At 41.6% G+C, this 1302-nt stretch carries 1 protein-coding gene; it reads right to left on the bottom strand.

Annotation, left to right across the window (positions count from 1 at the left end):
* Nucleotides 1-16: 16 nt before the first annotated feature.
* On the bottom strand, nucleotides 17-1302 hold a 1286-nt coding region (locus PGRAN_RS15320), incomplete at its 5' end, for a VaFE repeat-containing surface-anchored protein (protein ID WP_036068567.1).

Below are 1302 nucleotides of genomic sequence, written 5' to 3'. Positions count from 1 at the left end.
GTTTAATTTCAATGCTTCAAACATCAACGATGTCTTTCCCTTTTAATTGGGACGCGTCTACTGTAAATTCGATTTCTTCCGTGCCATTAGTATTCGCTGGACTGAAAGCTTTCGTCGCTGTTACCGTTTGTCCGTCTACCAATAATGGTTGATTCGTTGCTTTGTCCATCAAAATTCCTTCGATATCATATGTTTGCGTTGTATCTAGATTTTGATATTGTACTTCATCGACAATCGTGATCGGTCCAGCGTGTACATTGCTTTCGCCTGTTTCTTTATCACGCGCCACCGTTCCGATGCTTGGCTCGATGAAGGATACCGTTTGTGTCAAACTATCTTTATCCGTGTGCTCTGCAATCACTTGTCCTGACTCATCTTTCAATACTTCAAAGACAACATACGAATTACCTTTTAAGTCGGTAGCATCTAAATTATTGAGTGGTACCGTGACTTCTCCAGATGCTGTTGTTGGGATAAACTCGTGTGTCCCTTGTGTGAATACGATATTACCAGTTAGTTTGTCTACCAATGTGGCTTCTAATGTGTAACGCTCGCCTGGATTTAAGTTCGTGTACACCACGCGGTCACTAAGTTCCACGTTTTGGTGCGGGTGAATGTCATGTTGTAATCCTGTGCTTGTTTCAAAGGCAAATGTTTGTAAACTTGGTGTGAAGAAAGATACCGTTTGATCTGCATCATTGACATCTTCATGTGTTGCGACAACTTCATTTGTTGCTGTTGTTGTGTCAATAAGACGCTCAAATACAACGACTTGTTGCCCTTTCAACGCACGTGCGTCAAATCCGTCTAATTCTACGACTTCTTCGCCATTCTCTGTTGTAGCTGTGAATGTTTTCGAACCTTGCGTCAATGTTGTTTGACCATCTTTCGTCATTAGTTTTGCTTCTAGACGATAGTTTTTGCCTGGTGTTAATTGCTCATATTTCACACGGTCGCTAATTAGCGTTGCCATACCAGGATATAATTCTTTGTTATTCGTTCCTGTTTCAAAAGCTAACGTTTCGATTTGTGGTTGATAATCACGCTTGTTTGTTACATTGTCTAATTCTAAAACAACTGCATCGCTCGCAATTTCAAAATCAATCGGCTTGCCATCTAAGATGTAGCCACCATTCGGTGCTTGTGTTTCTACAAAGTGATAGTTGCCATATGGTAAGTCGCTTACTGTTACTTTACCTGTTGTCGCGGCACTTGTATAGACACCTACTTCATTACCTGGCGCGCTTGACGTACCTTCATACAGTGTAAATTCTGCACCTGCAAGCGGGTTTTGCGTATCTG

The organism is Listeria grandensis FSL F6-0971, assembly GCF_000525835.1.
Taxonomy (GTDB): domain Bacteria; phylum Bacillota; class Bacilli; order Lactobacillales; family Listeriaceae; genus Listeria_A; species Listeria_A grandensis.
Note: the sequence above shows the minus strand (reverse complement) of the source record. Positions and strands in the feature narration are given on the sequence as shown.